The 26360-nt window shown below is 68.3% G+C and carries 20 protein-coding genes; 10 read left to right on the forward strand and 10 right to left on the reverse strand.

Annotated features, from left to right (window positions below):
* Window positions 1-26 precede the first annotated feature (26 nt).
* On the reverse strand, window positions 27-1598 hold the full coding sequence (locus tag CVV72_RS22985; protein ID WP_219154067.1) for an alpha/beta hydrolase: 1572 nt from the start codon (window positions 1596-1598) through the stop codon (window positions 27-29).
* 149 nt (window positions 1599-1747) lie between these two features.
* Between CVV72_RS22985 and secA2 the strand changes: the two genes are divergently transcribed.
* Window positions 1748-4075, forward strand: coding sequence for an accessory Sec system translocase SecA2 (gene secA2 / locus CVV72_RS22990; RefSeq protein ID WP_219145758.1), 2328 nt, complete (start codon window positions 1748-1750; stop codon window positions 4073-4075).
* Window positions 4076-4234: 159 nt separating this feature from the next.
* Window positions 4235-5992: an NAD+ synthase gene (locus CVV72_RS22995; RefSeq protein ID WP_034313049.1), complete on the forward strand. Its 1758-nt coding sequence runs from the start codon at window positions 4235-4237 to the stop codon at window positions 5990-5992.
* Here the strand turns inward: CVV72_RS22995 and CVV72_RS23000 are convergent.
* Window positions 5963-6589: a VOC family protein gene (locus CVV72_RS23000; RefSeq protein WP_219145759.1), complete on the reverse strand. Its 627-nt coding sequence runs from the start codon at window positions 6587-6589 to the stop codon at window positions 5963-5965. The two genes, CVV72_RS22995 and CVV72_RS23000, sit on opposite strands and share 30 nt — an antisense overlap.
* 90 nt (window positions 6590-6679) lie before the next feature.
* On the opposite strand from CVV72_RS23000, the gene CVV72_RS23005 reads away from it, so the two are divergent.
* Window positions 6680-7216: a methylated-DNA--[protein]-cysteine S-methyltransferase gene (locus CVV72_RS23005; protein WP_219145760.1), complete on the forward strand. Its 537-nt coding sequence runs from the start codon at window positions 6680-6682 to the stop codon at window positions 7214-7216.
* Here the strand turns inward: CVV72_RS23005 and CVV72_RS23010 are convergent.
* Both CVV72_RS23010 and lysX read right to left on the reverse strand, forming a co-directional pair.
* Window positions 7213-7800, reverse strand: a complete 588-nt coding sequence (locus tag CVV72_RS23010; protein ID WP_219145761.1) for a DinB family protein — start codon at window positions 7798-7800, stop codon at window positions 7213-7215. The two genes, CVV72_RS23005 and CVV72_RS23010, sit on opposite strands and share 4 nt — an antisense overlap.
* A gap of 143 nt (window positions 7801-7943) precedes the next feature.
* Window positions 7944-11261: a bifunctional lysylphosphatidylglycerol synthetase/lysine--tRNA ligase LysX gene (gene lysX, locus CVV72_RS23015; RefSeq protein ID WP_219145762.1), complete on the reverse strand. Its 3318-nt coding sequence runs from the start codon at window positions 11259-11261 to the stop codon at window positions 7944-7946.
* Between the two features lie 243 nt (window positions 11262-11504).
* Between lysX and panB the strand changes: the two genes are divergently transcribed.
* From panB to pip, 3 genes are all read left to right on the forward strand, one after another.
* Window positions 11505-12380: a 3-methyl-2-oxobutanoate hydroxymethyltransferase gene (panB, locus tag CVV72_RS23020; RefSeq protein WP_219145763.1), complete on the forward strand. Its 876-nt coding sequence runs from the start codon at window positions 11505-11507 to the stop codon at window positions 12378-12380.
* A gap of 395 nt (window positions 12381-12775) precedes the next feature.
* Window positions 12776-13750: a right-handed parallel beta-helix repeat-containing protein gene (locus tag CVV72_RS23025; RefSeq protein ID WP_219145764.1), complete on the forward strand. Its 975-nt coding sequence runs from the start codon at window positions 12776-12778 to the stop codon at window positions 13748-13750.
* Window positions 13751-13839: 89 nt separating this feature from the next.
* Window positions 13840-14793, forward strand: coding sequence for a prolyl aminopeptidase (gene pip, locus CVV72_RS23030; RefSeq protein WP_219145765.1), 954 nt, complete (start codon window positions 13840-13842; stop codon window positions 14791-14793).
* A 6-nt stretch (window positions 14794-14799) separates the two neighbouring features.
* Here the strand turns inward: pip and CVV72_RS23035 are convergent, their stop codons facing one another.
* From CVV72_RS23035 to CVV72_RS23055, 5 genes are all read right to left on the reverse strand, one after another.
* Complete coding sequence (locus tag CVV72_RS23035; protein ID WP_219145766.1) at window positions 14800-15606, reverse strand: ABC transporter permease; 807 nt, start codon at window positions 15604-15606, stop codon at window positions 14800-14802.
* 9 nt (window positions 15607-15615) lie between these two features.
* A complete protein-coding gene (locus tag CVV72_RS23040) occupies window positions 15616-16500 on the reverse strand; it encodes an ABC transporter permease (RefSeq protein ID WP_219145767.1) in 885 nt (294 codons plus the stop codon).
* 80 nt (window positions 16501-16580) lie between these two features.
* Window positions 16581-17786, reverse strand: coding sequence for an ABC transporter substrate-binding protein (locus tag CVV72_RS23045; RefSeq protein ID WP_219145768.1), 1206 nt, complete (start codon window positions 17784-17786; stop codon window positions 16581-16583).
* A 27-nt stretch (window positions 17787-17813) separates the two neighbouring features.
* Window positions 17814-18908 carry an ABC transporter ATP-binding protein gene (locus CVV72_RS23050; protein WP_370641969.1) on the reverse strand — a complete coding sequence of 365 codons (1095 nt, stop codon included), beginning with the start codon at window positions 18906-18908 and terminating at the stop codon, window positions 17814-17816.
* Between the two features lie 20 nt (window positions 18909-18928).
* Complete coding sequence (locus CVV72_RS23055; RefSeq protein WP_219145770.1) at window positions 18929-20350, reverse strand: gamma-aminobutyraldehyde dehydrogenase; 1422 nt, start codon at window positions 20348-20350, stop codon at window positions 18929-18931.
* A 164-nt stretch (window positions 20351-20514) separates the two neighbouring features.
* Between CVV72_RS23055 and CVV72_RS23060 the strand changes: the two genes are divergently transcribed.
* Window positions 20515-21258 carry a FadR/GntR family transcriptional regulator gene (locus CVV72_RS23060; protein ID WP_034313079.1) on the forward strand — a complete coding sequence of 248 codons (744 nt, stop codon included), beginning with the start codon at window positions 20515-20517 and terminating at the stop codon, window positions 21256-21258.
* A gap of 32 nt (window positions 21259-21290) precedes the next feature.
* Window positions 21291-22025, forward strand: a complete 735-nt coding sequence (locus CVV72_RS23065; protein WP_219145771.1) for a cache domain-containing protein — start codon at window positions 21291-21293, stop codon at window positions 22023-22025.
* Here CVV72_RS23065 and CVV72_RS23070 read toward each other — a convergent pair.
* Window positions 22009-23478 (reverse strand): PucR family transcriptional regulator, encoded by a 1470-nt coding sequence (locus CVV72_RS23070; RefSeq protein WP_219145772.1) that lies wholly within the window; start codon window positions 23476-23478, stop codon window positions 22009-22011. The genes CVV72_RS23065 and CVV72_RS23070 overlap by 17 nt on opposite strands.
* Window positions 23479-23587: 109 nt before the next feature.
* Here CVV72_RS23070 and gabT point away from each other — a divergent pair, with 109 nt between their 5' ends.
* Together gabT and CVV72_RS23080 are read left to right on the forward strand one after the other, a co-directional pair.
* On the forward strand, window positions 23588-24919 hold the full coding sequence (gene gabT / locus CVV72_RS23075) for a 4-aminobutyrate--2-oxoglutarate transaminase (RefSeq protein WP_219145773.1): 1332 nt from the start codon (window positions 23588-23590) through the stop codon (window positions 24917-24919).
* On the forward strand, window positions 24916-26346 hold the full coding sequence (locus tag CVV72_RS23080; RefSeq protein ID WP_219145774.1) for an aldehyde dehydrogenase family protein: 1431 nt from the start codon (window positions 24916-24918) through the stop codon (window positions 26344-26346). Before gabT ends, CVV72_RS23080 begins: the two co-directional genes overlap by 4 nt.
* Window positions 26347-26360 lie beyond the last annotated feature (14 nt).

Below are 26360 nucleotides of genomic sequence, written 5' to 3' on the forward strand. Positions count from 1 at the left end.
GCTCATGGCTCTTCGCGCCGAACTCGTTACTTGGCGGCGCAGCGCGTGCCCTCGTCCGGCAGGGCGCCGTTCACCAGGTAATCGATGCCGATCTGGTCGACACACGACACGCCCTGGAGGAACACGGTGTGCTGGTTGCCCTCGAACGTGAGCAAAGCTCCCTTGATCGCTTTCGCGAGGTTGACGCCCGCCTGGTACGGGGTCGCCGGGTCGTTCGTCGTCGAGATGACCAGCGTCTTCGGCAGCCCTTCGACGTTCGGCTGATGCGGCTCGGACGTGTTCGGCACCGGCCAGAAGGCGCAGGCGTCACGCGCGGAACCGTCCGGCCTCCCGTCGTCGAGGAACGGCGCCGCCGCCGCGTACCGCTTCTGCGCGTCGAGGATCTTCGCCTGATCGGTGACCCGCGGGTCGTCGACGCAGCGGATCGCGACGAACGCGTCCTGCGTCGTCCCGTACCGGCCGTCGGCGCCGCGTTCGTTGTAGAGATCGGCCAGTTTCTCCAGGCCGTCGCCGCGCTGGCGCTTCAGATCGTTGAGCGCGGTGTTCAGCGGTTCCCAGAGATCTTCCTGGTAGAGGGCCTGTATCACGCCTGTCGTCGCGTCCTCGTACGACAGTTTCCGGCCGTCGCTGACCGGCACCGGGAAGTCGATCAGCGGGCGCACCAGATCCTGGAACGCCTTCGTCACGCCGGCGGCGTCGCGCCCGAGGGCGCAGTCCTCACGCGCGGCGCACCAGTTCGAGAACTCCCCGAACGCCTTGCCGAAGCCCTGCCCCTGCCCGACCAGCGACTCCACCGCGTCCTGCTCCGGGTCGACGGCCCCGTCGAGCACCAGGGCGCGGACGTTCGCCGGGAACGCCTCGGCGTAGGCGGAGCCGATCCGCGTCCCGTAGGAGTAGCCGAGGTAGCTCAGCTTCGGCTCGCCGAGGACCGAGCGCAGGATGTCCATGTCCTTGACGACGTCACGCGTGCCCAAGTTCGCGAGCATCGCGGCGCCGTGTTCGGTCCGCTCGGCGCACTTCGCCGCGAAGTCCTGGGACTCGGTCTCCTGCTTTTTCACTCCCTCGGGTGAGCCGTCGGTCTCGCTGTCGTCCGCGCGGTCCGCGTCGCGTTCGGCGTCGGTCAGGCAGCGGACCTGCGGCTGGCTCGCGCCGATCCCGCGCGGGTCGAAACCGACCATGTCGAAGCGTTTGCCCAGCTCGTTCGTCGCCGTCCGGGAGGCGAGACCGGCCGCGGCCTGCATCCCGGAGGCACCTGGACCGCCGGGGTTGACCACGAGCGCGCCAATCCTTTCGTCGGTTTCCAGCGCCTTCCGGCGCAGCAGGCCGAGCGTGATCGAGTCGCCTTCGGGCTTCGCGTAGTCGAGCGGGACAGTCAGCCGGGCGCACTGTGCGTCCTTCACCCGAAACGCCGCTTTCGCGTCATCGGATGTCGCGTAGGGTGCACAGTCGGCCCAGGTCAGACTCTGTCCGTAGAACTTCTCGAGTCCGGCGGGCACCGGTCCGGTCGGAGCGTGCGATTCGGTGGCCGGAGGCGGCGGCTGGGTTCTACCCTCTCCCGACGAGCAGGCGGCGACGGTGACCGCGAGCAGGCCGGACAGCGTGATCGCGGCGAATCGACGGGCACGGGACCTGGCGCTGACATGAGTGGACACGGTTGGATCGTGCCATCGGCCGTGGAACTCGGCCGCACCACCACTGCGTTGGTGGTACGGGTGCGGACGGCAGAAGAACAGACGGGAGCACAGGGGTGGCAGCACTGATCAGCCGGGTGGGCAAGAAGCTGCGCCGGATCATCCAGCGGCCGGGCAGCGTCGAGCTGACCCGCTACGAAGCGCTGCTGCCGGCCATCGAGAAGCTCGAGCCCGAGTTGGAAAAGCTTTCCGACGAGGAGCTGACAGAGCGGGCCGGCAAGCTTCGGGACGCGGCTTCCTTCGGCAACGACCAGCTGATCGAGGTCTGCGCGCTCGGTCGCGAGGCCGCGCGGCGGGCGCTCGGCGAGCGTGCCTTCGACGTCCAGCTGCTGGGAACGATGGGCCTGCTCAGCGGGCATATCGTGCAGATGGAGACCGGTGAGGGCAAGACGCTCGCGGGTGCGCTGGCCGGCGCCGGGTACGCCCTGCGCGGGAAGCACGTCCACGTCGTCACGGTGAACGACTACCTCGCCCGCCGCGACGCGGAGTGGATGGGCCCGATCTACGACCTGCTCGGCGTCTCCGTCGGCTGGGTCGAGCCCGCGCACTCCCGCGAGGAACGCCGCGAGGCGTACGCGAAGGAGGTCACGTACGGCGCCGTCAGCGAGATCGGCTTCGACGTGCTGCGCGACCGGCTGGTGACCCGCGAGGAGGACCTGGTCCAGCGCGAGCCCGAGGTCGCGATCGTCGACGAGGCGGACTCCGTGCTGGTCGACGAGGCCCGCGTGCCGCTGGTGATGGCGGGGTCGATCGATCACACCGACGCCGACGAAGAGGTCGCGAACATCGTCCGGCGGCTGCGGCTCGGGCTGCACTACGAGACCGACGCCGACGGCCGCAACGCCTGGCTGACCAAGGCGGGCGCTTCGGTGGTCGAGAAGGCCCTCGGCGACGACATCAATCTCTACGACGAGACGGGGTCGGACCGGCTGCCCGCGGTGAACGTGGCGCTGCACGCGCACGCGCTGCTCACCCGCGACGTCGACTACCTCGTGCGCGACGGGAAGGTGCAGCTGATCAACGCCGCGCGTGGCCGCGTCGCCGAACTGCAGCGCTGGCCGGACGGGCTCCAGGCCGCCGTCGAAGCGAAGGAGCAGGTCAAGGCGACCGATCGCGGCGAAATCCTCGACTCGATCACCGTGCAGGCGCTGCTCGCGCGGTATCCGGAGGTCGCCGGGATGACCGGTACCGCGGTCGCGGTCGCCGAGCAGCTGCGCGAGTTCTACAAGCTCGAGGTCGCGGTCATCCCGCCGAACACGCCGAACATCCGTGAGGACCAGGATGACCGGATCTTCGGATCGCCGTCGCAGAAGCTGCGCGCGATCGAGGAGGAGATCCGGCGGGTGCACGAGACCGGGCGGCCGATCCTCGTCGGCACCCAGGACGTCGCCGAATCCGAAGAACTGGCCGAGAAACTGGCGAAGGTCGACCTCGAATGCGTCGTGCTCAACGCGCGCAACGACGCCGAGGAAGCCGCGATCATCGCCGACGCCGGCAAGAAGGGCGCGGTCACCGTCTCGACCCAGATGGCCGGTCGAGGCACCGACATCCGGCTGGGCGGCAAGGACGGCGAAGGCCGCGACGAGGTCGTCGAGCTGGGCGGACTGCACGTGATCGGCACCGCCCGTTACCCGTCGAGCAGGCTGGACGGCCAGCTGCGCGGCCGGTCCGGACGCCAGGGCGACCCGGGCAGCGCGGTGTTCTTCGCCAGCTTGAACGACGAACTCGTGCTGTCGAACGCGCCGGACATCCCCGAGGGCATCAGCTCCGACGTGGGCAGCGGCGAGATCGTCGACCCGGCGGCGCTGCGGCAGATCAATCACGCGCAGCGTGTCGCCGAGGGCGTCGACCTGGAGATCCATCGGAACACGTGGCGCTACACCCGGCTGATCGAGCGGCAGCGCGGCGAGCTGCTGGAGCACCGGGACAAGGTGCTGCGGACGAAGCACGCGGCGGAGGTGCTGGAGAAGGCACACCCGGAGAAGTTCAAGGAGCTTTCGGAGGCCGTCGACGACGAGGCCCGCGTCGAGCAGTTGTGCCGGGAGGTGCTGCTGTTCCACATCGACCAGCTGTGGTCCGACCACCTGGCGTTCCTGACCGACGTGCGGGAGAGCATCCACCTGCGGGCGCTGGCGCGGGAGACGCCGATCGACGAGTTCCACCGCGCGGCGATCCCCGAGTTCCACAAGATCATCCCGGAGGCGGCCGAGAGGGCGGCGAAGACGCTCGAGGAAGCCGAGATCACCGAGAACGGGATCGACCTCGGTGACGCGGGCGTGCGGCGGGCGAACACGACGTGGACCTACCTGGTGCACGACAACCCGTTCGACTCCGACTTCGAGCAGACCATCAAGAAGGTGCGGAGCATGATCAAGCGCAAGTAGCGCGCGGGTCCTCGGCGGGGAGCGGGGGACCTTTGCTGTCACTCTCTTTTGGAGAGTGACAGCAAAGGTCCCCCGCTCTCTTTCGCACCGCCCGGACCCAGGTGGGCGATTCGGCACATCCGGTCGTCCCCGCGGACGCCGGTGGGTGAGAATGTCGGCATGCCGCAACTGCGCATCGCACTGGCCCAGGTCAACACCACCGTCGGGGACCTCGAAGGCAACGCCGAGCTCACCGTCGAGTGGACTCGCAAAGCCGCCGAAGCAGGCGCCCACGTCGTGGTCTTCCCGGAGATGTCCCTCACCGGCTACCCCGTCGAGGACCTCTCCCTCCGCCCGACCTTCGCGTCCGCCTCGAAGCAGATGGTCGAAGCGCTCGCCAAGCGGCTCGAAGACGCCGGATGCGGCGAGGTCCTCACCTACATCGGGTACCTCGATCTGGACGAGACCGGCCCGCGCGACGCGGCGGCCGCGCTGTACCGCGGCGAAGTGGTCGCCCGCCAGTTCAAGCACCACCTGCCCAACTACGGCGTCTTCGACGAGCACCGCTGGTTCAAGCCGGGCCACGACCTCGAGGTCGTCCGCTTCCACGGTGTCGACGTCGGCATGGTGATCTGCGAGGACGTCTGGCAGGACGGCGGCCCGATCTCCGCGCTGGGCAAGGCCGGGGTGGACCTGGTGGTCGCGCCCAACGCTTCGCCGTACGAGCGCGCGAAGGACGACATCCGTCTGCCGCTGATCGCTCGCCGCGCGGCCGAGGCCGGGGCGCCGCTGGTGTACACGAACCAGGTCGGAGGTCAGGACGACCTCGTCTTCGACGGCGACTCGATCGTGGTCGGCGCGGACGGACGGCTGCTGGCGCGCGCGCCCCAGTTCGTCGAGCATCTGCTCGTCGTCGACACGGACCTCGAGTCGGGCGGGCACACCGCCGAAGGCGAGTTCGAGGGCCTGCGGGTGAAGCGCCGGGTGCTCAGCGAGGAGCCGGTTCCGGCGTACACCCCGCGCACCGAGTCCGCGATCAGCGAGCCGCTGTCGGACGAAGCCGAGGTGTGGCACGCGCTGGTCGTCGGCCTGCGCGACTACGTGCACAAGAACGGCTTCTCGTCGGTGACGTTCGGCTTCTCGGGCGGCATCGACTCCGCGGTCGTGGCGGCGCTGGCCGCCGACGCGCTGGGCGGCGACAACGTCTACGGCGTTTCGATGCCTTCGGAGTACTCCTCCGAGCACTCGAAGGGCGACGCCGAGGACCTCGCCCGCCGGATCGGCGCGCACTACCGCGTCGAGCCGATCGCGGACATGGTCAAGGTCTACGTGGAGCAGCTTCAGCTGACGGGCCTCGCTGAGGAGAACATCCAGGCCAGGGTCCGGGGCATGCTGCTGATGGCACTGTCCAATCAGGACGGTCACCTCGTGCTCGCCACCGGCAACAAGACCGAACTCGCCGTCGGGTATTCGACGATCTACGGCGACGCCGTCGGAGCCTTCGCGCCGATCAAGGACCTGTTCAAGACGCACGTCTGGCACCTGGCCAAGTGGCGCAACGCGGAAGCCGAGAAGAACGGCGAAACCCCGCCGATCCCGGAGAACTCGATCACCAAACCGCCATCGGCCGAACTGCGGCCGGGGCAGCTGGACAGCGACTCGCTGCCCGACTACCTGATGCTCGACGACATCCTCGACGACTACATCGAGGGCGACCGCGGTTACGTCGACCTGGTCGACGCGGGCTTCGAACCCGAGACCATCGATCGTGTGGTGCGGATGGTCGACAAGGCCGAATACAAGCGCCGCCAGTACCCGCCGGGCACCAAGATCACGTTCAAGGCGTTCGGCCGGGACCGGCGGCTGCCGATGACCAACGGCTGGCGAGAGGGCACGGTCGTGACCCGCTCAGCTCAGCGCGACCTGCTTCCCCGCTGAGTTCGTCAGCACGGCCACCAGGCCGGGCTTCGTGTCACGCCGGACGAGCATGTCCATCCCGAGCGCGCGGACCGCGGATTCGACCGCGGCGGGCTCGGGGTGGACGCCGGTGACCATGAGCAGCGGGATCGACGGGAGCCCCCGCGTCGTCGGATGCGGGGTGCTCCCCCAGTCGATGAGGAAGGGTGCGAGCCCGTCGAGACCGCCTGCGCCGGTGAGCCGCCAGGTCAGCAACTCGCCGTCGTCGGTGGTCCGCGACATCTCGGACGCTTCGCCCGGGTCGTAGCCGCGTTCACGCGCTTCGGCGATCGCCTCGTCGATGCCTTCCACCCGTGCGGCCCAGGTGACCAGGGCCGGCGCGGTCAGCTCGTCGATGCCGAACGGGCGCGGTCCGACGTGCTCGGGTTGGTCCGGGTCGGGGCCGACCACCTCGAGATAGGCGCCGGCGCCCAGATCGGCCAGGTAATTGGCCGTACCGAACCCGACATGCCTTCCGCCGCGTACCGGCGTGACGCCGGTCAGCTCGGCGACGCGCGCGACGGCCTCTTCGAGATCCGGCCCGGCGTAGACGAGGTGATCAAGCACGAGGTCGCTCATGTCCATACTCCTACCGCAGTGACGGCTCCGGCGGCACCACGGCCCGGCGACGAATCCGAAACTGTCGGACCGCTCTCGTACCCTGGGTACATGACGGCACCGGGCTATTCCGTGTTCGGCACCGCGATCGGCGACTGCGGCATCGCGTGGAGCGAACGCGGGGTCGTCGCGGTCCAGCTCCCCGAGGGCAGTGAAGAGAAGACGAGGGCGCGACTGACCGCGCGCCTTCCCGAGGCGGCCGAATCCACGCCGCCGGGCGAGATCCAGCGCGCGATCGACGGAATCGTCTCGTTGATGGACGGCGCGCGCACGGATCTCACCGACGTCGGCCTCGACTACGAAGGAGTACCGGACTTCCACCACCGCGTCTACGAATTCATCCGCACCATCCCCGCGGGCAAGACGCTGACCTACGGCGACATCGCGAACATCCTCGGCATGCCCGGCGGCGCGCAGGCCGTGGGGCAGGCGATGGGCCGGAACCCGTTCCCGATCATCGTTCCGTGCCATCGCGTGCTCGCGGCGGGCGGCAAGGACGGTGGCTTCTCGGCGCGCGGAGGGGTCGCCACCAAGCGCCGGATGCTGGTCATCGAAGGCGCTTTGGCGGACGAACCGACCTTGTTCTAGTCGCCTTGGGTAGGTGACCAGGGCTTGAGCCAAGGCGTCTCCGGCCAGCCTTCCGCGGCGGCCATCAGCGGGATCGCCGTCGCGCCGTCGATGTGCTCGCGGATGATGTCGGCGTGCCCGGCGTGGCGCGCGGTCTCCTCGATGAGGTGGAGCAGCACCCAGCGGACCGACCACGCGTCGACGTCCTGCGGATACCAGGGCACGCCCTTCGGCACCGGGACCGGCTGGCCGAGGTCCGCGATGCCTGCGATGACGTCCGAAGTGCGGCGAGCGACCTCGTCGTAGCGCGCGAGGACGCTTTCGACCGTCTCTTCCGGCGTCATCACGTACCCGGCTTCGTACTCCTTCATCGCTTCGTCCATCGGCTTCGCGGGCTTCTGGAGAAGGATGTCGATCCAGCCGTCTTCCGTGCTCGCGGTGTGCTTGATCAGGCCGCCGACACTCAGGGAGCTCTTGGTCGGGACGGCTCTGGCCTGTTCTTCGGTGAGGCCGTGCGCCGCGATCCGCAGGACGTGGCGCTGCTGCTCGAGGTACGCGAGAAGACCTTCGCGCTCGTCGGCGACCGGGGGAACGTTTCCAGCCATGGCGGCTCCTTCCGTTGGGAAGGGGATCATGGCATCCGGCACCGGCTTGTTGCGGCGTTTCGGCCAGGAAGAGAGCAAGGGACCTTTGCTACCACTTCCCTCAAGATCGAGAGAGGTGGTAGCAAAGGTCCCTTGCTCCCCCGCTAGCCCTGCGGGCGGACGAACGGGAACAGCACCGTCTGCCGGATCGACGCCCCGGTCAGCATCATCAGCAGCCGGTCGACGCCGATGCCGAGCCCGCCGGTCGGCGGCATGCCGTGTTCGAGCGCGAGCAGGAAGTCCTCGTCCAGCTCCATCGCCTCGACGTCCCCGCTCGCCGCGCGCAGCGACTGGGTCTCCAGCCGCCGCCGTTGTTCGAGCGGGTCGGTCAGCTCGGTGTAGGCCGTGCCGACTTCGGAGCCGAACGCGATCAGGTCCCAGCGCTCGGCCAGCCGCGGGTCCACTCGATGTTGCCGGGTCAGCGGCGAGACGTCGGTCGGGTAGTCGGTGTAGAAGGTCGGCAGCACGGTCGCGCCTTCGACCAGGTGCTCGTGGGCCTTCAGCACGAGATCGCCGTGCCCGGCCTCCTCGTTCACCGGCACTCCCGCCGCACGGCACAGCCGCTGGAGCTCGGCGACCGAGGTGCTCGCGTCGATCTTTTCCCCGAGCGCAGCCGAAACGGCTTCATGCACCGGGATCACCGGCCAGTCGCCGGAGATGTCGTACTCGACGACCTGACCGTCCGCCCCCGGACGGCGAACGACCTGCGCGCCGTACGCGGCTTCCGCGGCGCACTGCACGAGTTCCCGCGTCAGCGTCCGCATCGTGTTGTAGTCGGCGTACGCCTGGTACGCCTCCAGCATGGTGAATTCGGGGTTGTGGGTCGCGTCGACGCCTTCGTTGCGGAAGTTCCGGTTCAGCTCGAAAACGCGCTCGACACCAGCCACGCACAACCGCTTCAGGTACAGCTCGGGGGCGATCCGCAGGTACATCCGCATGTCGTAGGCGTTGATGTGCGTGATGAACGGGCGAGCGTTGGCGCCGCCGTGGACCGTCTGCAGCATCGGCGTCTCGACTTCGAGGTAATCACCCTGGTGCAGCCGTTCCCGCACCGCGCGCACCACGGTCGAGCGCATCCGCAGCATCGCCGTCGAATCCGGGTTCACGGCTAGGTCGAGGTAACGCTGCCGCACCCGCGTCTCGGGGTCGGTGAGGCCCTTTCGCTTGTCCGGCAACGGATGCAGGCTCTTCGCCGTAACGGTCCATTCGTCGACGAGCACGGAAAGTTCACCGCGCCGTGATGTCACGACCTGCCCGCTCACGCCGACGTGATCGCCGAGGTCGACGCCTCGCCGCCAGCCGCCCGGGTCGAGCACGGAGGCGTCGAGCATCAACTGGATCTCGCCGCTGAAATCCTTGACCCGGGCGAAGCACAGACCGCCGAGGTTTCGCATCGCGAGCACCCGGCCCGCGACCCGGACCCGATGACCGGTCCGGGTGTCCGGGCTCAGATCACCGAACTTCGAGACGACGTCACCGAGCAGATCCTCCCGGGCGAAGCCGACCGGATAGGGATCGATCCCCGCTTCCCGCAAGCGATCCAGCTTCGCCATCCGCACCCGGACCTGATCGGGGCGCCGCACCTGTTTCGGCGCGGGGGTGGCCGCGTTCGCTTCGATGCGGTGCACCTCGGCGACGAAGTCGTCGGTGACGGTCTCCAGTTTCAGTGCTCGTCCCGACCGGCCTGTCGGAACGAATCCTTCGAGCGCACCGGCGACGATGCCGACCCGAGGCAGCCGTCGAGCCGAGGAATAGCACAGGAAACGCGGCTCCCAGTCGGGGCCGTACTTGGCGTTGGACCGGTAGAGCGATTCCAGCTGGAAGAAGCGCGACGCCATGCTGAGAACGCCGCGCCAGGCGCGCAGCACCGGGCCCGCGCCGATCCGCTCCCCCTCGGAGAAGACCGCGCGGAACATCGCGAAATTCAGTGAAATCCGTTGTGCGCCAAGGTGTGAGCTCGCCGCGACGACCTCCGCGACCATGTATTCGTTGAGGCCGTTTTCGGCGTCGCGGTCGCGCCGCATCAGGTCGAGGGACAGGCCGCGACGGCCCCACGGCACGAACGACAGCATGCCGCGAAGCTGACCCTTGGCGTCGTACGCCTCCACCATCACGCTGCGGCCGTCACTCGGATCTCCGAGCCTGCCGAGAGCCATCGAGAACCCGCGCTCGGTTTCCGCTCCGCGCCACTGCTGTGCGTGCAGCAGGAGCTTGGCCATTTCGTCGGCCGGGATTTCGCTGTGCCGACGGACTTTCGTGGTGTATCCGGCCCGTTCGATCCGTTTGACGGCTTGGCGGACCGAGCGCCGTTCCGGTCCGGCCAGGCTGAAGTCACGGACGTCGAGGACGGCTTCGTCACCTATTTCCAGCGCACGCAGGCCCGCGTCGGCGTAGACCTTCGCGCCATGTTCACTCGCGCCGAGCACGCCGGGCGTCCAGCCGTAGGTGCGCGCTTCGTTCAGCCAGGAGCGGACGGCGTCGGGCCAGGCGTCGGGATCGCCGATGGGGTCCGCGCTCGCGACGCTGGTGCCCGCGAGCACGCGATAGGCCACGGCGGCGCGGCCGTTGGGCGAGAAGACGACGCTCTTCTCGCGCCTGGTGGCGAAATAGCCCAGCGAGTCGTCTTCGCCGTGTTCGGCAAGAAGGCGGCGTACGCGCAGTTCTTCCTCGTCCGTCCTCAAGCGACGGCTCCGCACGCCGCGGAAGAGCGTGTACAACGCGGCAGTCGCGACGGCTGTCGCGCTGAGGTCGAGCACGAGATCGAGCCAAGCGGGCCCTTCACCGATGCCGACCCGGCGCAGCTGAATGTTCTCGCCGGTCGTGTGGTTGACGACCCAGGCGAAGCGTGCCCAGGTGTCGGCGAGACGACCGGGAAAGGCTTCGCTCAAGCCCCAGCCGACGACAATGACCGCGGCCAGGCCGCCGAACAGGACGGTGAGTCCATCGCGCCACGCGCCGGGGGCGAGCCTGGCCGGGAACGCCGGGCGCAGGATCCACAGGAACGCGATCATGCCGAGGGAGATCAGGTCGGCGATGGCCAGCACCCACACCTGATGCGGAATGTGCCGGACCTGCCACGGACCGAGTTTCAGCAGCTCGGGCCACCACAGCAGCGCGGCTTGGAACGCCAGCGTCACCGCCAGTCCACCGACCTGGAACAGCAGCAGCGTGTAAAGCGCGGCGCGTTTGCGGCGGCGGAGCGCGGCGCCGAGGACGACGAGCAGCAGGACGATCACGAGGCTCGCGTTCGTCGGGATGCTCAAGGCCGAGAAGGCGATGTCACCCGTCCTGAGCACCGGCCCCTTCACACCGCCGGCGAGCAGGAGGATCACCGAGAACACGGCCGCGAGCTGCACGAGGGTGGCGACGATGCCGCCCGCCCTCGCCTTCCACGGCGCGACTCGGCTCACTGGGTTTGCCATTCTGGTCCTTCGCGGTACACACAGGAGATCGACAGCTGTACTTACTTGACGTCACACAACCCCGTGTGGTTGTCAACGATCATCATCCTCTGGTCTGAATTTCCTCATTCGCGGGTGTGACGGCCCTGTGTGAAGCTGGTCGCAGGGCCTTGGGACGGCCATATGGGCATGTCACGCTTGGCCTGTTCAGCTCCACGACCCGGGGACCTCTTCGAGGCCTCGAGGGAAGGACGGTCGACAAGGATGTCTGCCACCGAAAAGGATTCCGGCGAGCTCGCGGCTCCGTACGGGACCGGCGCGGCGCCCCAGGCCACATCTGGGAAGAAGGTCCGCGTACATCACCTTCGCGACATGAAAGAGCGCGGCGAAACCTGGCCGATGCTTACCGCCTACGACATGTACACCGCCGCGCTGTTCGACGAAGTGGGCATTCCCGTGCTGTTGGTCGGGGATTCGGCGTCGAACAACGTCTTCGGTTACGACACTTCGCTTCCGGTGACCGTCGAGGAACTGCTTCCGCTGGTCCGGGCGGTGACCCGATCGGTGAAGCGGGCGCTGGTCGTGGCCGATCTGCCGTTCGGCTCGTATCAGCTCTCCCCGCAGCAGGCGCTGGAAACCTCGGTGCGGTTCATGAAGGAAGGCCGCGCGCACGCGGTGAAACTCGAAGGCGGACGGAAATTCGCTCCGCATGTCGAGGCGCTGACGTCGGCCGGCGTCCCGGTGATGGGACATATCGGATTCACCCCGCAGAGTGAACACAATCTGGGCGGCTATCGAGTCCAGGGACGCGGCGAAGCGGCCGAAGCGCTGCTCGCCGACGCGCTCGCCTTGGAGGAGGCAGGCGCCTTCGCCGTCGTCATGGAGATGGTGCCGTCCGAAGCGGCGAAGCGGATCACGCACGAACTGAAGATCCCGACCGTCGGTATCGGCGCCGGGCCGGATTGCGACGCGCAGGTGCTCGTCTGGCAGGACATGGCCGGGCTTCGACGCGGCAGGACCCCTCGTTTCGTGAAGAAGTACGCCGACCTCGCCGGCGTGCTGGCGGGGGCCGCGACGGCGTTCGCGGAGGATGTCCGGCGAGGCGAGTTCCCGGCTCCGGAGCACTCGTTCCAGGACTGACACACCTCTGACCTGCCAAAAGAGAGCAAGGGACCTTTGCTACCGCTCCGCCCGGCTGGCGAGTGGTAGCAAAGGTCCCTTGCTCCCCCGCGGGCACTGTGTGGATTTCGGGTCATCGAACGCACCAAAATCCACACGGTCACTACGCGGAGTCCGGGGGTGTGTGGAAATAGGGACGTTGAGTGTCTCTATTTCCACACACCCTCTGCCCGTCGCGAGCGTGGTAGCAAAGGTCCCTTGCTCTCTTTCGGGTAGGCCTCGCGGGGGTGACCCTCCTTTAGTTGTTCACGTATATGAACTTCAATCATGTCCTTGACGCGCATTCGTAAAGAGGCTTACCGTCTAGCCGTCGCCGCCACGACCAAGCTTCGATCCCTCGACGAGGAGGACCACGGATGCGTGTTCGTGAGCGGGTTCTGGCTCTTGCGACCGGCGCCGCCCTGCTGTCCACGCTGGCGGCGTACCCAGCTGAAGCCGCGACAATCCGCGTAGGGACTTCGGAGCAGCTAACGGCGGCGCTTGCTTCGGTCACTCCGGGCACGGTCATCGAACTCGCGGCCGACACGACCTTCACGGGCAACTTCAAGGCGGCGAAGAGCGGCACGGCCAGCAGCCGTATCACCCTGAAGGGGCCGCGGAGCGCGGTCATCAAGGCCTCGGCCGGGCGCACGCTGGAATTGACGGGCAGCCACTGGAACCTGACCGGCTTCACCCTCACCGGTGGCCAGAAGGGCCTGATGGCGACAGGCGTCAGGAACACCGTCGTCGACGGCATCAAGGTCACCGGCGTCGGCCACGAAGGCATCCATTTCCAGTACACGAGCACCGACAACATCGTGAAGAACTCCGAGGTGACCGACACCGGTCGCGAATACGCGGGCTACGGCGAAGGCATCTACTTCGGTTCCGCGAAGGGCAACTGGCCCGGCGGCACGCCCGACCGGAGCGACCGCAACAAGGCGCTGAACAACAAGATCGGCCCGAACGTGCGAGCCGAGTCGATCGACGTCAAGGAAGGCACCACCGGCGGTGAGCTGCGCGGCAACGTCTTCGACGGGACCGGGCAGAGCGGCGAGCACTTCGCCGACAGCTGGGTGGACATGAAGGGCAACAACTACGTGGTCGCGGACAACCGGGGCAGCAAGGTATTCGTGCACGACGCGACCTACGGCGGCTTCGAAGTCCACGTCCAGCTCGACGGCTGGGGCCGCGGAAACACCTTCTCCGGCAACACCGCGGACGTGTGGTCCAGCTTCGCCTACGGCTTCTACCTCGTGAAGGCCGCGACGGGGAACAAGGTCTGCGCCAGCAACAAGGTGACCGGTGCCGGGAAGGGATTCGCGAACGTGGCCGCCACGGCGGGCTGCTGACGCGACCGAAGACCGGGGGCCCGCTCAGCCCGGCGGCGGGGGCGGGCCCCCACCCTTCGGACACTCGCCTATTCGGGCAGAGTGTCCTTATGGATGACCTGTACCCGCCGATCCATGTGCGCGCCGAGGGCATGCTCGACGTCGGCGACGGGCACCGGATCTACTGCCAGGAAGCCGGGAACCCGGACGGCAAACCGGTGGTCGTCCTGCACGGCGGCCCTGGTAGCGGCATCTCCTCGATGGCCCGGCGGCATTTCGACCCCGATGCCTACCGGATCATCCTGTTCGACCAGCGCGGTGCCGGCCGCAGCACTCCGCACATCGGCACGCCGGACGTAGACCTGTCGGTCAACACCCTCTGGCACCTCGTCTCGGACATGGAAAAGCTGCGCGAACGGCTGAATCTCGACCAGTGGCAACTCTTCGGCGGCTCATGGGGCGTGACCCTCGCCCTCGCCTACGCCGAAGCCCACCCGAGCCGTGTCAGCGAGATCATCCTGCGAGGCGTCTTCACCGTCCGCCGCAGCGAACTCGACTGGATCTACAACGGCGGCGCTGCGAACCTCTTCCCCCGGGAGTGGGAAGCGTTCCTCGCCCCGATCCCCGAGGACCGCCGCGATGACCCACTTTCGGCGTACCGCGAGCTCGTCTACCACCCCGATCGGGCGATTCGAGAACGTGCCGCCATCGCCTGGAGCGCCTGGGAAGGCGCGATCGTCTGCCTGCGACCGGACCCCGCCTTCCGCAACCAGTACGCGTCACCGGAGTTCGCTGTCACGTTCGCCCGGCTGGCGCTGCACTACTTCTGCCATGGCGCATGGCTTGAGGAAGGGCAGCTGATCCGGGAAGCCGGGAAGCTGACCGGGATCCCCGGCGTGATCGTGCAGGGTCGATACGACGCGGTATGCCCGCCGACGACGGCTTACGAACTGCACCGGGCTTGGCCGGATTCGAAACTGGAGCTGGTGGAGGCGGCCGGGCACGCTGTGACGGATCCCGGGATGCTGGCCGCGCTCCGTGAGGCGACGGATTCCTTTCGGTAGGAGCGACTACAACCGGCCGCCCGAGGTCGTGTCGCCGGAAAGCCGTTGCGCCAGATAGACCGGAACGGTCGAAGCCAGGATCAGCACGGCGGCCACGACGTTGACGATCGGCGCCTGATTCGGCCGGAACAGGTTGTTCAGGATCCAGATCGGCAGGGTCTCCAGTCCGGTCCCGAGGGTGAACGTCGTGACGATGATTTCGTCGAACGACAGGGCGAACGCCAGCAGGCCGCCTGCCAGGAGTGCCGAGCGCAGCATCGGGAAGGTCACCAGCCGGAACGTCGTGAGCCCGTCGGCGCCGAGGTCCATCGACGCCTCTTCGAGGTTGCCGCCCATACGCCGCAGGCGCGCGACGACGTTGTTGAACACCACCACGATGCAGAACGTCGCGTGCGCGACGATCGCGGTGAACAGGCCGAGGTCGATGCCGAGGATCGTGCGGAAGGCGTTGTTCAGCGCGATACCGGTGACGATACCGGGCAGCGCGATCGGCAGGATGATCAGCAGCGACACCTGATTGCGGCCGAAGAAGCGGTACTTCTGCAGCGCGAAGGCCGCCATTGTGCCTAGTACCAGGGCGATCGCGGTCGCGGCGAGTCCTGCTCGGACACTCGTGCCGAGCGCGTTCAGGGCGCCTTCGTTGTCTGCGGCCCGGCCCCACCATTCGAGGGTGAAGCTGGACGGCGGCCACCCGAAGGTGGTGTCGGCGTTGAAGGAGTTGAGCAGCACCACCAGCAGCGGAAAGTAGATCACCGCGAGGCCGAGCACCAGCGCCGCGAGCAGAAGGTATTTGGTCGTCCGGGAAAGCCGCATCGCGCGCTCCTACAGGTTGTCCAACGCGCCTGTGCGGCGCACGGCGGCGAGGTAGGCGAGCATGATCATCACGGGTACGGTCGCGACGGTCGCCGCGAAGGGCAGGTTGTTGGCCGCGCCGATGTTGTCGTAGACGACGTTGCCGAGCATCTGCGACGTGCCGCCGACGATCTTGACCGCGATGTAGTCGCCCAGCGACAACGAGAACGTGAAGATCGAGCCGGCGACGACGGCCGGGAACGTCACCGGCAGCACCACCGAGCGGAACGTCCGGAACGGCCGGGCGCCGAGGTCGCCCGAGGCGTCCACCAGCGAGGTCGGCAGCCGCTCCAGGCCCGCGTAGATCGGCAGGATCATGTACGGCAGCCAGAGATACGACAGGGTGATCACGGTCGCGAGCACGCCGTAGCCGGGGGTGTCGAGGCCGAACGGGTTCAGCAGCCAGTGCAGGACCCCGTTGCCGGACAACATGGTCCGCCACGCGTAGGCCTTCACCAGGTAGCTCGCCCACAACGGCGTCATGACGGCGATGACCAGGAGGCGCCGCGCCCTCGGTGAGGCGAATTTGGCCATGTAGAACGCCATCGGGAAGGCGATGATCGCGGTGACCACCGTGACGAGCGCGGCGATCCCGACCGTCCGGAGGGTGATCGTGCGGTACACCGCGTCACTGAAGAGGGTGACGAAGTTGTTCAGTGACCACTCGGTCACGACCTGGCCCGTGAAGACGTCGGTGCTCCAGAACGCGGTCACGAACAACGCGGCCAGCGCGCCGAGGTAGGCGAGGCCGAGCCACAGCATCGGCGCGGAGAGCAGGATTCCCAGTCGCAGCCGGGGTTTGCGGTACAGGAAGGCGGAGGTTTTCCGCCTGGGCGAATCGAAGGTGGTCGTCATCGTCTCCACCAGGTGAGGGATGGGACCGGGAGCGGACGGCGTTGGGGGGGCACCACCGTCCGCTCCCGGAGTTCGGGAGGTCAGCCCTTGATCTCGGTCCAGGCGCGGGTCCATTCGCCGTAGTCCTTGCACTTGACGTCGGTGCGGCCGTCGAGGCACTGCGCGATCGGCGTCGTCCAGTACTGGATCTTCGAGGCGTACGCGGCGTCACCGGCATGGAAGGTCTCGCAGTGCGCCTTGTTCTTGGTTTCGGCGCACGCCTTGGGGTTCGAGGGCGATTCACCGAAGTACTCGGCCACCTGGGCGTTGGCCTTCGGACTGACGATGTGGTTCAGCCACTTGTAGGAGCACGTCTTGTGCGGCGACTTCGCCGACACCATCCAGGTGTCCGACCAGCCGGTCGCGCCTTCGGACGGAAGCACGGACTCGACCGGTGCGCCCTCGCTCTTGGTCAGGTTCACCGTGACCTGCCAGGCGGTGCCGACCACCGCGTCGCCGCTCTTGAGAGCCTGGCTCTCCTTCAGGTAGTCCGACCAGTACTCCGCCACCATCGGGCGCTGTTGCTTGAGCAGGTCGACGGCGGCCTGGAACTGCTTGTCGTCCAAGGCGTACGGGTTCTTGATGCCGAGTTCGGGTTTGTGCGTCTGCAGGTACAGCGCGGCGTCGGCGATGTAGATCGGCGAGTCGTAGGCGGTGATCTTGCCCTTGTACGGGCTGTTCGCGTCGAACATGACCGACCACGACGTCGGCGCCGGGGTCACCTTGTCGGTGCGCCAGGTGAGCAGGTTCGCGCCCCAGCCGTGCGGCACGCCATAGGACACGTTGTTGACGCTGTTCCACGGGCGGTTCTTGAGGAAGTCGAAGACGTCGGCGTAGTTCGGCACTAGCGCGGTGTTCACCGGTTCGACGTCTCCGGACGCGATGAGCCGCAGCGAAGCGTCACCGGAGGCGGAGATGACGTCGTACTGTCCGGTCTTCATCAGGCTCACGGCCTCGTCGGAGGTGCCGAACGCCTTGACGTTGACCTTGCAGCCGGTCTCCTTCTCGAAGCCGGTGACCCAGTCGACGGCCGGATCGTTGGAGCCGTTCTCCGCGTAGCCGGGCCAGGCCAGCACGTTGACCTGGCCCTCCGGCTGACCGAGCTGCGCGAGCGCGTCGAGCTTCGGCGGGGTGAAGCCCTGTCCGCCGGGCGCGGCCGCGGTCGAGCCGGATCCGGAGGTTCCGCAGGCGGCCACGAGCAGGCCGGCGCCGAGCAGGCCGGCGAGCGCGAGTTTCCTGTTCTTCATTGAACAACCTTTCGGTGCTGGGGAGAACTAACCGGCTTCGGGGACGCGGAAGCTGTGTTCGTGCCGCCAGCTCAGGCGGACACGGCCGCCCTCGAAGCCCGCGGGTTCGGCGGTGTTCTGCCGGACCACGGAGAGCTGGCCGCCGGCGTCGAGGGTCACCTCGTAGCGCACGGTCGCGCCGGCGTAGACGGTGTTGGTGACCGTGCCGGTGGCGCTGGTCTCGCCGACCTCCGCGGTCTTCGAGAGATCGGCGTCGATGCGGATCTTTTCGGGGCGGATGCTGAACACACCGGGTTCGCCGATGATGTTCTCGGCGCCGCCGCCGCTGAGCAGGTTCGAGGTGCCGACGAATCCGGCGACGAACGCCGACGCGGGCCGCTCGTAGACCTCGACCGGTGAGCCGACCTGTTCGATCCGGCCGGCGTTGAACACCGCGATGCGGTCGCTCATCGTCAACGCCTCGTCCTGGTCGTGGGTGACGAAGATGAAGGTGATGCCGACGTCGCGCTGGATCTGTTTCAGCTCGGTCTGCATGGTGTGGCGCAGCTTCAGGTCGAGGGCGCCGAGCGGTTCGTCGAGCAGGAGCACCTTCGGCCGGTTGACCAGTGCCCTGGCGAGCGCGACGCGCTGACGCTGGCCGCCGGAGAGCTGATCGGGTTTGCGCTCGCCGAACTCGCCGAGCCGGACAGTGTCGAGAGCTTCCTTCGCACGCTGACGGCGCTCCGCGCGGGGGACGCGCTTCACGCGGAGGCCGTACTCGATGTTCTGCTGCACGGTCATGTGCGGGAAGAGCGCGTAGTCCTGGAAGACGGTGTTGACGTCGCGGTCGAAGGGCGCGAGACGGCTGACGTCGCGGCCGTGCAGTTCGATCGTGCCCGCCGTCGGGAGCTCGAAGCCGGCGATCATGCGGAGCACGGTCGTCTTGCCCGAGCCGGACGGGCCGAGCATCGAGAAGAACTCGCCGGGTGGGATGTCGAGGTCGACGCCGTCGACCGCGTGGACCTGGCCGAACTCCTTGCGCAGCCCGCACAGGCGGATGGCCGGAATGTCGCCTCCACCTGCGGAAGTGATAGCAAAGGTCCCTTGCTCCCCTGCGGCGGCGGTGGGTGCCTGATGAGGCATGGCGTGCCTTTCGGTGGTCGTCACAGCGCGCTCATCACGTGCTTGACGCGGGTGTAGTCCTCGAGGCCGTAGAGCGAGAGGTCCTTGCCGTAGCCGGACTTCTTGAAGCCGCCGTGCGGCATTTCGGCTACCAGCGGGATATGCGTGTTGATCCACACGCAGCCGAAGTCGAGCTTCGCGGCCAGCCGCATCGCGCGCTGGTGGTCGGTGGTCCACACCGACGACGCGAGCGCGTACTCGACGCCGTTGGCCGCGGCGAGCGCTTCGGCCTCGGTCTCGAAGCGCTGCACGGTGATGACCGGGCCGAAGACCTCCGTCTGGCTGATCTCGTCGTCTTGACGAACGCCGGAGATCACCGTCGGCTCGTAGAAGTAACCCTCGTCCCCCTGCCGCTTACCTCCACAGTGGACCACCGCGTGTTCGGGCAGCCGATCGACGAACCCGGCGACCCGTTCGAGTTGCGCTGCGTTGTTGAGAGGGCCGTAGGTGACCGACGTGTCGTCGGGTTTGCCGGTGGTGGTCGCCCGCGCCTGCCGGGTGAGGGCGGCGACGAACGTGTCGTGGACTTCGTCGGCGACCAGGACGCGCGTCGCCGCCGTACAGTCCTGGCCCGCGTTGAAGTACCCGGCGGCGGCGATGCCTTCAGCGGCCGCTTCGATGTCCGCGTCCGCGAAGACCACTACGGGCGCTTTACCGCCGAGTTCCAGGTGTACGCGCTTCACGTCCTTCGCGGCCGAAGCGGCGACCTCGATCCCAGCCCGCACGGAGCCCGTGATGGACACCATCGCGGGGATCTCGTGCTCGACGAGCGTCCGCCCGGTGTCGCGGTCTCCGCAGATCACGTTGAGCACGCCTGGCGGCAGGAATCCGGCGCAGATTTCGGCGAAGAGCAGGGTCGAGGCGGGCGTCGTGTCGGCCGGTTTGAGCACCACGGTGTTCCCGGCGGCGAGCGCGGGGGCGATCTTCCAGACCGCCATGAGGAGCGGATAGTTCCACGGCGTAACCTGCGCGCACACGCCGATCGGCTCTCGGCGGACGAAAGAGGTATGGCCTTCCATGTATTCGCCCGCCGACCGTCCTTCGAGGACACGCGCGGCCCCCGCGAAGAACCGCAACTGGTCGACGATCATCGGCAGCTCTTCGGTCGCGGTGAGCGCGATCGGCTTGCCGGTGTCCGCCGATTCGACGAGCACGATCTCTTCCGTGCGTGCTTCGACGGCGTCGGCGATCTTCAGCAACGCGAGCTGGCGCTGCGCGGGCGTGGTCTCGCGCCAGGTTTCGAAGGCGGCGGCCGCGACCTTGAGCGCGCGATCGACGTCTTCGGGGCCGGCGACGGCGGCGGTGCGATACGGACGGCCGGTGACGGGATCGACGACGTCGGCGACCTGGCCCGACGCGGATCCGGTGTACTCACCGCCGATGAAGTGCTTCAACTGCTGCACGAGAGCTCCTGGCTACTGGGCCTGGGGGCGTGAGGCGATAGCAAAGGTCCCTTGCTCCCTTGTGGGGCGGCGAGGTCGCTAAAACATATAAGTCCAGATGTTAAATGACAAGACGATGAGGCAAGATTGCTTCCATCGGGTAGCGGTACGGGCGAAGGGCCACCATGCGTAAGGGGATGTCGCACAGCGCGCGATCAGCGATGTTCGCTCCGCTCGACCAGATCGGCCGGGCGGAAGCGGTCACCGCGCGACTGGTCGACGCCATCACTCTCGGGCTGCTGGCCGATTCGGAGCAGCTGCCGAGCGAAGCCGAGCTGGCCGCCCAGTTCGGCGTCTCCACCGTGACGGTCCGCGAAGCGCTCGTGGCCTTGCGACAGCAGGGCCTTGTCGAGACGCGACGCGGCCGGGGCGGCGGAAGCTTCGTGAAGACGCCTGCCAACCCTTCGGCCGCTTCGTGGCGAGAGCGCCTTCGCACGGTTTCGCTGTCCGAGCTTCGCGACGTCGGCGATCACTACCTCGCCATCGCGGGCGCCGCGGCCAAACTCGCCGCCGAGCGGAGTTCGCCCGAGGACATCGAGCGGCTCGAACTGGCGACCGAGGACATCCGCACGGCGACCGGCGCGGAGGCGTCGCGTGCCGAGCGCCAGTTCCATCTCGAAGTCGCCGCGGCCGCCCAATCGCCGCGGCTGACCAGGGAAGAAGTGCAGTTGCAGAGCGAACGAGGCGGATTGCTGTGGCTGCCGCTCGAACCGCACGGCACCCGCGAGAACGCCTACGCCGAACACCGCGCGATCGCCGCCGCCATCGCGCAGGGAGACGGCGAGCTGGCCAGAAAGCTCACCGAGGAGCACATCCTCGAAGCGATAGACCGGCTGGCGGACGTGCATTTAGACCTTCTGGCCCCTTAAGCTGCGGCATCCGCGCATCCGAGGTGAGCATCGTGAACGACACACCGTCCGCCGGTTCCGAGGTCGTCGAACAGGTATCCACCCTGGTCGAGGACGTCTTCGGCCGGTTGAAGCCGCTACTGGCCGGCGCCGAGGGGCTCCTGGCCGCCTCCACCGATGCCACCGTCGAAGACCTGACCCGCCTCCGGCCGCAGGTCTTCGACGTCCTCGGCGGACTGGTCGTCGGCGCCGGGTTCATCAGCGCGCCGAACGCGCTGGCCGATCAGGAATTCGGCTTCGAATGGTGGACCGAGACCGGGGACGCCGAACCGGCGCAACTGGTCATCAGCCTCGATCCGGGCAGCGAGAACTTCCTGGACTACACCCGGCAATCGTGGTTCACCGTCCCGCGTGACACCGGCCGCCGCCATATCAACGGCCCGTACGTCGACTATCTCTGCACCGACGAGTACACGCTGACCTTCACCGTCCCGGTCCAGCGTGACGGAGGGTTCGCGGGGGTCGTCGGCGCGGACATCTACGTACGCGAGGTCGAGCGCCTGCTGCAGCTGAAACTGCGCGCGCTCGGCGGCCGCGCGGCGCTGGTCAACGCCCAGGGCCGGGTGATCGTCTCGAACAACGCGCGCCAGGCGACCGGATCGCTGGTCCGCGACGTCGACGTCCCGGCGTGGTGGTCCGCCGGCGCGGAGCCGGTCACGACAGAGACCGGCACGCACCTGCGACGCTGCGGAGACTCGCCGATCGCCCTGGTCAGGTCCGAACGCTGACCTGCAACGCGAGCCAGAATTCGGCGCGCACCCCGGGGGAATCGAGATCACGGCCGGTCAGTTCGGCGACCTTGCGCATGCGGTTGCGCAAGGTGTGCCGGTGGACGCCGAGCCGCGCGGACGCCAGATCCCAGTGACCGTGGTGTTCGAGCCAGCAGGTCAGCGACGCGACGAGCTCGCCTCGGCCGGTCTCGTCATGATGCCGCAGCGGCGCCAGAAGACTGTCCGAAAACGCTTGTGCCGCTTGGGACTCGACCATCTCCAGGAAACCGCGCCCGGCGTGTTCGGCGAACCGGACCAACGGGGAACGCTCGGCCTTCGCCGCTTCCGCCGCCTGTTTCGCCTGCCGGAGCCCGGCCGGGAAATCGACCGTGGACACCGGATCGGACAGCCCGGCGTGCAGCCCGCCGAGCCGGGAAGCCTGCCGGGCGACGGTCTCCACGTCGCCGAGCGCGACCACGAACGCCCCCGACTCGCCGAAGAACACCTTGTCTCCGGCCACTTCCGCGTCGAGCACGTCGGCGAGCGAGCGGCGCGTGCCCGCGGGGCCGGCGACGGCCAGCACGGACCACGGTGCTTCCGGGACACCGCCCCAGAGCGACTTCATCGTCCGCGTGGCGAGTTCGGCTTGCCCCGCGCCGAGCAGATCGCACAGCCCTGACCTCAGCCTCCGCAAGGCACCTACGTGCTCACGATTCTGTTCCAGCGCAAGGGAAAGCAACGACACCGCGGTGTTGACGATATGCTGCCCCGCGGCATCGAGCGGCTCGTGGGTACCGACGGCGAGCACTCCCCGAGCCCGGGTGTCGAGCGTCTGCAGGACGACGTTGTACTCCCCCGCCACCGTCACCAGCGTGCCCGCTCGCAGCCGCGCCAGGTCTTCCTGGAGGTCGTCGGCGAAGGGTCTTGCGGCAGGCGAAGCCTCAGTGACCGCGCCCGACGAGTCGAGCAGGAGCACCCAGCCGTCGACCAGCTTCGCCAGTTTGCGCACCACTCCACCGGGCCCGCCCTTGCCGACGGCCGTCCTGGTCAGTTCCTGCTGACCCTTGCCGGTGCGCACGAGCGAGGCGTATTCGTCGGCGGCGACCGCGCGGGAAACCGCCCGCGTGATCGCGATGAACGGCGTCTTCCTCGGCACTTCGAGCACCGGCAGCCCGACCTCTTCCGCGGTGTCCACAAGGGACCGAGGAATGCTCTCGTGGCTGAGGCCGACTCCGAAGCCCAGGCCCGCCACGCCGGCGTCGACGAGCCGCCGGATGTACCCGGGCGACGTGGTCTCATCCAGGGTGAGGCCGGTGGTCAGCAGCAGTTCGCCGCCTTCGAGGAAGGCCTGCGGATCGGTCAGTTCGGTGGGGTGGACCCAGCCGATCGCCCGGTCGAGCCCCGCCTCGGCCGCGCGCACCCGCAGGCCGAGCGAGCGTTCGGCCACCAGTGCGGCGAGGGTCAGTGCCATGTTGTCCAACTCTACGCCTCGATATCGACAAGATGTCGAGCTGACGTGGCCCGGGCAGGCTCCCATCCTGGAGGGCGACCCCGTCCCTCGCGTCCGCAGGAGTCTGGCCGTGACCGTCACCACCGAAACCCAGCGCAGGCTGCGCACCGAGATCCCCGGCCCCGCCTCGCGCGCCCTGCAGGAGCGACGCGCCGCCGTCGTCGCCGCGGGCGTGAGTTCGGTACTGCCGGTCTACGTCACCTCCGCCGAAGGTGGCCTGCTCACCGACGCCGACGGCAACGTCCTGATCGACTTCGGTTCCGGTATCGCGGTGACCAACGTCGGCCACGCCGCCCCGGCCGTCGTGGACCGCGTCCGCGAGCAGGTGGGCCGGTTCACGCACACGTGTTTCATGGTCACGCCGTACGAGGGGTACGTCGAGGTGTGCGAAGCACTCGACAAGCTCACGCCGGGCACCCACGAGAAGCGTTCGGTCCTGTTCAACTCCGGCGCCGAAGCCGTCGAGAACGCGGTGAAGATCGCCCGCGCGGCGACCGGGCGTCAGGCCGTCGTCGTCTTCGACCACGCCTACCACGGCCGCACGAACCTGACGATGGCGCTGACCGCGAAGTCCATTCCCTACAAGCACGGTTTCGGCCCGTTCGCGCCCGAGGTCTACCGCGTTCCCGGCTCGTACCCGTACCGCGACGGGCTGTCCGGTCCCGAAGCGGCGCGGATCGCCATCGACCGCATCGAAAAGCAGATCGGCGGCGACCAGGTCGCGGCCGTCGTGCTGGAGCCGGTGCAGGGTGAAGGCGGCTTCATCGAGCCCGCACCCGGTTTCCTGCCCGCGCTTTCCCGCTGGTGCACCGAAAACGGTGTCGTGTTCGTCGCCGACGAGGTACAGACCGGCTTCTGCCGCACCGGCGAGTGGTTCGCGTCCACGCACGAAGACGTCGTCCCCGACCTGATCGCCACCGCCAAGGGCATCGCGGGCGGGCTGCCGCTCGCCGCCGTCACCGGCCGCGCGGAACTGCTCGACGCCGTCCCGCCGGGCGGGCTCGGCGGAACCTACGGCGGTAACCCGATCGCGTGCGCCGCGGCGCTCGGTTCGATCGAGGTCATGCGTCAGGAGAACCTCGCGGCGTCGGCGAAGCGCATCGAGAACACGGTGCTGCCGCGGCTGCGGGCGCTGGCCGAGGAGACCGGCGTGATCGGCGACGTCCGCGGCCGCGGTGCGATGCTGGCCGCCGAGTTCGTGAAGCCGGGCACCACCGAACCCGACGCCGACCTGACCAAGCGGGTCGCGCAGGCCTGCCACCGGGCGGGCGTCGTCGTCCTCACCTGCGGCACCTACGGCAACGTCGTCCGCCTGCTGCCGCCGCTGTCCCTGTCCACCGAACTGCTCGAAGAGGGCCTGTCGGTCCTGGAGCACGCTGTCCGCACGGAGGCCGCCAAGTGACCACCTTTCCTTTCTGGGTAGCCGGGAAACCGGTCACCAGCGACGAGACCGTCGTCGTCCGTCACTCCTTCGACGGAAGCGAGGCGGGCTCGCACCACGTTCCGTCCACTTCGGACATCGAGACCGCCGTGCAGGCGGCGCACGACGTCCAGGAGGAGTTCGCGACGCTGCCCGCGCACGTCCGGGCAGGCGCGTTGGACCGCGTGTCCCGAGTTTTGGGTGAGCGGTCCGAAGAGCTGGCGCAGCTGATCACCGCCGAGTCGGGCAAGCCGCTGAAGTGGGCACGCGGCGAGGTCGGGCGCGCGGCGTCGACGTTCCGCTGGGCCGCCGAGGAGGCTCGCCGGTTCTCCGGTGACCTGCAGCGCCTCGACACCGACCCGGGCGGCACCGGACGGCTCGCGCTGGTCCGCCGTGTCCCGAAGGGCCCCGTGCTGGGCATCACGCCGTTCAACTTCCCGCTGAACCTGGTGGCGCACAAGGTCGCGCCGGCGATCGCGGTCGGCGCGCCGATCGTGCTCAAGCCCGCGCCCGCGACACCGCTGACCGCGCTGCTGCTCGGCGAAATCCTCGCCGAGACCGACCTGCCCGCCGGAAGTTGGTCGATTCTTCCGGTGAGCAACGAGGAATCGGCCAAGCTGGTCTCGGACCCGCGGCTGCCGGTCGTGTCGTTCACCGGTTCCGTGCCGGTGGGCTGGGGCATCCGGGACAGCGTGCCTCGCAAGCACGTCGCACTCGAACTCGGCGGCAACGCCGCCGTGCTCGTCTGTCCTGATTGGACTGATCTGGACTTCGCGGCGCAGCGGATCGCGACGTTCGCGATGTATCAGGCCGGCCAGTCGTGCATCTCGGTGCAGCGCGTGTACGCGCACGCCGACGTCTACGAGGAGCTTCAGGCGAAGGTGCTGGAGCAGGTGCGCGCGCTCGGCACCGGCAACCCGCGGACGGACGGCGTCGACGTCGGGCCGCTGATCAACACCGAAGCCGCTTCCCGGGTGGAGTCGTGGATCACGGCGGCGGTCGAGGCGGGCGGCGAACTGCTCGCCGGCGGCAAGCGCGACGGCGCGACCGTCGAGCCGACGGTGCTCGCGAACGTGCCGGAGGACGCGTCGGTGATGGCCGACGAGGTCTTCGGGCCGGTCGTGTCGATCACGCGCGTGGACTCGGTGGAGGACGGGGTGCGCCGGATCAACGACTCGCGCTTCGGCCTTCAGGCGGGAGTGTTCACACGCGACCTGCCGACGGCGTTCGACGTGTCCGCGAAGCTGCGTGTCGGCGGCGTGCTCGTCGGCGACGTACCGAGCTTCCGCGCCGACCAGATGCCCTACGGCGGCGTGAAGGACTCCGGTGTCGGCCGCGAGGGCCCCGCGTCCGCGATGGCCGACTTCACCGAAGAACGCGTCACCGTCCTGACCGGCCTCACCCTCTGATCCCCCTCGCAATT

Origin of the sequence: Amycolatopsis sp. TNS106 (assembly GCF_019330265.1) — a bacterium.
Classification (GTDB): Bacteria; Actinomycetota; Actinomycetes; order Mycobacteriales; family Pseudonocardiaceae; genus Amycolatopsis; species Amycolatopsis lurida.

Excerpts from the sequence above, each read along its gene's own strand:
- CVV72_RS22995 (WP_034313049.1), top strand. The coding sequence starts at position 4,235 with ATGCCGCAACTGCGCATCGCACTGGCCCAGGTCAACACCACCGTCGGG.
- CVV72_RS23000 (WP_219145759.1), bottom strand. The coding sequence starts at position 6,589 with ATGAGCGACCTCGTGCTTGATCACCTCGTCTACGCCGGGCCGGATCTC.
- CVV72_RS23005 (WP_219145760.1), top strand. The coding sequence starts at position 6,680 with ATGACGGCACCGGGCTATTCCGTGTTCGGCACCGCGATCGGCGACTGC.
- CVV72_RS23010 (WP_219145761.1), bottom strand. The coding sequence starts at position 7,800 with ATGGCTGGAAACGTTCCCCCGGTCGCCGACGAGCGCGAAGGTCTTCTC.
- lysX (WP_219145762.1), bottom strand. The coding sequence starts at position 11,261 with ATGGCAAACCCAGTGAGCCGAGTCGCGCCGTGGAAGGCGAGGGCGGGC.
- panB (WP_219145763.1), top strand. The coding sequence starts at position 11,505 with ATGTCTGCCACCGAAAAGGATTCCGGCGAGCTCGCGGCTCCGTACGGG.
- CVV72_RS23025 (WP_219145764.1), top strand. The coding sequence starts at position 12,776 with ATGCGTGTTCGTGAGCGGGTTCTGGCTCTTGCGACCGGCGCCGCCCTG.
- pip (WP_219145765.1), top strand. The coding sequence starts at position 13,840 with ATGGATGACCTGTACCCGCCGATCCATGTGCGCGCCGAGGGCATGCTC.
- CVV72_RS23035 (WP_219145766.1), bottom strand. The coding sequence starts at position 15,606 with ATGCGGCTTTCCCGGACGACCAAATACCTTCTGCTCGCGGCGCTGGTG.
- CVV72_RS23040 (WP_219145767.1), bottom strand. The coding sequence starts at position 16,500 with ATGACGACCACCTTCGATTCGCCCAGGCGGAAAACCTCCGCCTTCCTG.
- CVV72_RS23045 (WP_219145768.1), bottom strand. The coding sequence starts at position 17,786 with ATGAAGAACAGGAAACTCGCGCTCGCCGGCCTGCTCGGCGCCGGCCTG.
- CVV72_RS23050 (WP_370641969.1), bottom strand. The coding sequence starts at position 18,908 with ATGCCTCATCAGGCACCCACCGCCGCCGCAGGGGAGCAAGGGACCTTT.
- CVV72_RS23060 (WP_034313079.1), top strand. The coding sequence starts at position 20,515 with ATGCGTAAGGGGATGTCGCACAGCGCGCGATCAGCGATGTTCGCTCCG.
- CVV72_RS23070 (WP_219145772.1), bottom strand. The coding sequence starts at position 23,478 with ATGGCACTGACCCTCGCCGCACTGGTGGCCGAACGCTCGCTCGGCCTG.